This is a genomic window from Paenibacillus ihuae (genome assembly GCF_001368795.1).
Lineage (GTDB): Bacteria > Bacillota > Bacilli > Paenibacillales > Paenibacillaceae > Paenibacillus_AQ > Paenibacillus_AQ ihuae.
This window is the reverse complement of record NZ_LN831198.1, coordinates 3029998-3035065: the sequence shown is the minus strand read 5'-3', so window position 1 is coordinate 3035065 and position 5068 is coordinate 3029998. Positions and strand designations below refer to the sequence as shown.

Genomic DNA, 5068 nt, shown 5'->3' with positions numbered 1-5068 from the left:
GGGCATCAGTATATCGGTTGTTGCAATCTCGTATGCGGCGGCGACGATCTCTTATTATGTCATAGAGCAGCCATTCATCAATTGGTCCAAGGGCAAGCCCTTCTTTCGGCGCAAGCAGGCGGATGCACACTCGGTTGAAGCTGCATAAGTTATTTCTTAAAGAGGATTTAGCAGGCCAAGAAAATTTATTTTTTTATGAATTCGCCCAGGCGCCTTCTCCGCTAATACATATGATGATTATGCCTACTCAATGAAAGGAGCGATCACATATGGGATTTTTTCCAACGCCGGGACCCGGCCCGGGATTTCCGGGGTTCCCAGGAGGACCAGGAGGACCGGGGGGACCAGGCGGATTTCCAGGAACTCCAGGAGGTGCACCGGGGGGCGTTCAAGCGCCGACGGCTCCGCCGCCGCAATTCGTACCGCAAATGTCAGCCACCCCATATGCCGTCGACCCTGGCGGGATCAGACGCTGCCTGTTCCGCAACACCTATATTTGGCTGAATAACGGCGAGCAATTCTGGTTCTACCCGGTATTCGTCGGACGTAATTCTGTTGCAGGGTTCAGATGGTTTGGGTTCTTCTGGGGGTATTTCGGCATCGATTTGAACCGGATTAGCTCGTTCACCTGCTTCTAAGGCGGGAATTGAAAAAGAACAGCCTGCGGCTGTTCTTTTTTGTTGTGCGATTTTTCGGGATGCTTTGTCAGAACTTTTGATTGTGATTGTGATAAGATAATAGGATGACAATAACTAAGCTGCTTAAGGAGTTATCATGAAGGCTAAATTTAATTTTTTTCCGGTAATCCGTCACTGGATTTGATTAATACAGAAGAAATGAGGAGAGGGAAGCGAGTTGATTTGCTCTCCAATATAGATGACCTCATACACTGGTTTCAAACGCTGGTACACATGGGGGCTTTTTCACAGGAACAGTTCGCCGACCTTGCCGGACAGCCGGATGAAAGAGTGCTTAATGTGCTTAAGCCATTACGGGCAATTATTCGTGAACTGTTTGAAAAAGCCGCGAACAACGGAATTCCCCCCCTTGAATTGATCGAGAAGTTGGAACAATTCACCAAGAACGCACCATTTGCCTATAAATATAAGGAAGACCGCCTGATTCCCGTACCTGCTGGATCTTTTCAATCATCGCTTCTCTCCCTGATCGCTCTAGACGCCTTGGATATTTGCACAAGCGGCAAGCTTCCTGAGCTGCACCGCTGTGAGAATCCTCAATGTATCTGGCTCTACTTGGATTCTACCGGCAAACGGAAATGGTGCTCCATGAAATTATGCGGAAATCGAATGAAAGCTTCGAGATTTAAGCTGAAATCTGAAGAGCAGCCAGGGAGTTGATTCGTAAATGAGAAGACCAATCAAATAAAGGGCAGAACTCCTATCAGTAGGAGTTCTGCCCTTTAATTCGTGGATAAACATTACGCTTTACTGCGGGTTTCCCAAAGGCAGTTAATGCGGTCCAGTTGCCCCAGTGTGTAAGCAATATGGCAAAGATCGTGGACGAGCACCCATGCAGCTGTGCGGCCCTCCTCAGGAACTTCTCCCCAGCACAGAACGCCGCGGCTTAAATCGATGGGAGCAGGCAGCAACTGGCTGTCCTGAATATTATCGAACGTCATGGCGAGTCTTTTTTGGGTCTCGGTCAACAAATCCTCCAATTGTTCATGATCGCCGGATACGCCAAATTCATTAGCCCGGTTGCGGTCCGCCGGAATGCCGCCCACGACTTCGCCGATCCAATAGCCTGCAGAGCCAAGCAAATGATAGGCAAGGACAAAAGGGCTGTTGTTCATATGCTCTGGCTTCCAGTTCAATGCTTCGGGAGGAAGGTTTCGAATAATTTTGAAGACATCCTCCAGCAGACCTTCAGCAATCACTTTCAAATCTTTGCCGACCTCAGCAGCGATAGTCGTTTGCTGTCCATTTATTGACATCTTTCTTCATCTCACTTTCATTTTATTATAGGAAGTAATAGCTGAATCATATTGGAATAACAGCGGGAAACCTCCAGTATGAACGAATACAGCCGCGTCATACTGGGTTAACTGTCCAGTCTGTCCCATATGCAGCAGCGCCGCCATCGCTTTTCCGGTATACACAGGATCAAGGAAGATCCCCTCGGTTGCGGCAGTGGTATAAATCGCATGACAGCACTCCTCCGTGACCTCTCCATATCCAGCTCCGATAAAACGATCCTCTATCCAAATCTCGTCAGGCAACACCTCATGCCCATACCCGGCAAGACGCAATGTTTCGGTAGCCACTTTTGCCGTTTTCTCCATTTTGACAGGCGTTTTGCCGCTTACGCTGACACCCAAAATATCGAGCGAATGGGATACAACGCTGGCTCCGGCCACTAACCCGGCATGTGTTCCACATGTGCCTGTCGCAACGACAACAAGGATCCTTTTCATATACAACCCGAGCGAATCGAGCTGCTGAACCAGCTCTTCCACGGCAAGAATATAGCCTACTGTCCCTAGAGGGTCTGTGCCGCCTTCAGGAATGATGCAGGGCTTACCGCCTTTGTTCGTAATTTGGCTGGCCACTTCAGCCATGACTTCATTGACCACCTCCAGCGGTGGACGCCCGGCAGGGGGAGTGACAAAAGTAAACTCAGATTCCAACAAGTGATCCAAGAATAAATTTCCGTGTTTTTCCTTACCCGGGATACCGCTCAACACCAGATGGGGCTTTAATCCGAGCTTGCGGGAAGCAGCGGCTGTAAGATGGGCGTGATTGGACTGTACGGCTCCTGTTGTAATCACATGGGTTATACCGTCTGTTATTGCCTTACCGAGCTGAAATTCGAGTTTTCTCGCTTTATTCCCGCCACCTCCAAGCCCGCTCATATCTTCTCTTTTGATATAGAGAGGACAGCCTAATTGCAAGGACAACTGTTCTGCAGGCTGTAAGGGAGTGGGCCAAACCCCTAACCTGACGCGTGGCAATGATCCGATTGCGTTCACTTCATCTCCTCCATGAGTTTAGTTTTTTATTTTGCGTGATGTGATATTAAATTTAACACCGAACAAACTAACCGTCAATTATAATTCAAAGGGTTAGTTTGTGAAGCCGTCCCTAATGATCAGGCATATGCAGTCGTAACGAAAACGTTCCCGTTATGAAAAAGGCCAGTCGTATACATACTAAAGAGTGACCGCGATAATATCCGGCTTTTCTGCTAGTATCCGTGGCAGGCATCGCCTCTTTGCTGCTAAAATGAGCATGGAACGGGTGGGAACGAACAGTATACTTAAGGAGTGGAGTATATGGCACGTGTTTTGTTTATTAATGGCGGATCAGAGGGACATATCAATCCAACGATCGGAGTGGTGCAGGAGCTGATTTCGCGTGGAGAAGAGGTGGTGTACTTTTGTATAGAGGCTTTCCGGGAACGAATGGAGAAGACGGGGGCTTCGGTAAGAACCTTTGATGGTCAAAGATTGATCAAAGCCTTTATCTCAGGCGGAAGAAACTATGTACTTGAGAGAGTTAACGGTCTTTTACTCACAGCAGATATCATTATACCAAGCGTACTTGAACAGATCGAAGGAGAGCATTTCGATTACATCATCCACGATTCCATGTTTGGCTGCGGACATTTGCTTGCTCATATTCTTAAGCTTCCTGCAGTCAACTCTTCCACTTCGTTTGTGCAGACCAAAGATTCATTCGATAAAATGCTGGAACCATTGTTCACAGAAGTCTCTCCCGAAATAGCTGAACCTATAAAGCATAAATTTAATAGCCTGACGGCAATGATGAAGGAAAAATACGATGTGGAGATCCATTCTCCTTACGAAGTGTTTTGTAATCCTGCACCGCTTACAATTGTTTTTACAACAAGAGAGTTTCAGCCGGATGAAGAAGCGTTCGACCAAACGTATAAATTTGTAGGCCCATGCATCACTTCAGGATTCACTCAAGAAACCTTTGTCTCCTGCAATCGGGGGAAAAGACCTTATTTACATTTCACTCGGTACCGTATTTAACCAAGCCATTGATTTCTATAAGCTATGTTTGGAAGCATTTAAGAACACGGATCATCCGATTGTCATGGCAATTGGGAATAAAGTTCAAATATCAGATTTAGGGGAAATTCCTAAAAACTTCACCGTTAAAAATTACGTTCCTCAAACGGATGTCTTGCAACACGCGAAATTATTCATTACCCATGGCGGAATGAACAGTACCCATGAAGGTCTCTATTACGGGGTTCCGCTAATTGTAATCCCGCAAAGCGCGGACCAGCCGATCCTTGCCAGGCAAGTCGCCAATATTGGAGCAGGCATGCAATTACAAATGCAAAGCTTGACCGCAAATCAACTACGGGAAGCCGCAGACCATGTGTTAAGTCACTCATCCTTCAAGCAATCTGTCGCAAATATTAGGGAGTCCTTTCGAAAAGCAGGCGGGTCTCATCAGGCCGTAAACGAGATTTTCCAATTTAGAGGTAAGTCAATGCGAAATTGAAGCTCGGTAGAAGTGTGCATTTTGCACGTAATTTATGGTATGCTTATTTATGTGCAAAATGCACATAAATTGAAGTGGAAGAAGGGTGTATGACTATGAAGGCGGCTATTGTGAAGGAGAAGGGGACAGTTCCTGTATTGGGTTATTTTGATTCCCCCGTTAGGGCAGATGGACAAGTAATAATTAACATTTCAGCTACAGCGTTGAGCCGTGTTAGCAAGTTCCGTTCAATGGGTATGCACTATTCATCTGAAGTGAATTTTCCAATTGTAGCCGGTATTGACGGGGTTGGAACATTGGAAGACGGGACCCGTGTTTTCTTTGCGCTGCCTGCTGCACCTTATGGAAGTTTGGCTGAGCAAACCATTGTCAACGAAAAGCTGATTGTCCCTTTACCAAATAATATTGATGATCTCACTGCTGCCGCTATTGCCAACCCGGCAATGTCATCATGGGCTGCATTGGTATTTCGGGCAGGCTTCAAATCCGGTCAAACGGTGTTGATTAATGGCGCTACGGGTGTATCCGGCAGTTTAGCGGTTCAAATTGCCAGAGGCCTTGGGGCCAAGAAG

Annotated in this window: 5 protein-coding genes and 1 pseudogene; 4 read left to right on the top strand and 2 right to left on the bottom strand. The window is 46.9% G+C overall.

Annotated elements, in window-relative coordinates; all coding sequences use genetic code 11:
* The first annotated feature begins 269 nt into the window (after positions 1-269).
* Both AQR02_RS32865 and AQR02_RS13770 read left to right on the top strand, forming a co-directional pair.
* Positions 270-638 (top strand): hypothetical protein, encoded by a 369-nt coding sequence (locus tag AQR02_RS32865; RefSeq protein ID WP_054940981.1) that lies wholly within the window; start codon positions 270-272, stop codon positions 636-638.
* Between the two features lie 174 nt (positions 639-812).
* Positions 813-1358, top strand: a complete 546-nt coding sequence (locus AQR02_RS13770) for a CGNR zinc finger domain-containing protein (RefSeq protein WP_280818642.1) — start codon at positions 813-815, stop codon at positions 1356-1358.
* 80 nt (positions 1359-1438) lie between these two features.
* On the opposite strand, the gene AQR02_RS13765 is transcribed toward AQR02_RS13770, so the two are convergent.
* Together AQR02_RS13765 and AQR02_RS13760 are read right to left on the bottom strand one after the other, a co-directional pair.
* The gene (locus AQR02_RS13765) at positions 1439-1954 is read right to left on the bottom strand and encodes a DinB family protein (protein ID WP_054940979.1); all 516 of its coding nucleotides are present in this window, start codon (positions 1952-1954) and stop codon (positions 1439-1441) included.
* 6 nt (positions 1955-1960) lie between these two features.
* A complete protein-coding gene (locus tag AQR02_RS13760; RefSeq protein WP_082451844.1) occupies positions 1961-2989 on the bottom strand; it encodes a D-cysteine desulfhydrase family protein in 1029 nt (342 codons plus the stop codon).
* Between the two features lie 303 nt (positions 2990-3292).
* Here AQR02_RS13760 and AQR02_RS13755 point away from each other — a divergent pair.
* Together AQR02_RS13755 and AQR02_RS34250 are read left to right on the top strand one after the other, a co-directional pair.
* Positions 3293-4496 (top strand): annotated as a pseudogene (locus AQR02_RS13755) (macrolide family glycosyltransferase).
* 89 nt (positions 4497-4585) lie between these two features.
* On the top strand, positions 4586-5068 hold a 483-nt coding region (locus AQR02_RS34250; protein ID WP_483414279.1), incomplete at its 3' end, for an MDR/zinc-dependent alcohol dehydrogenase-like family protein.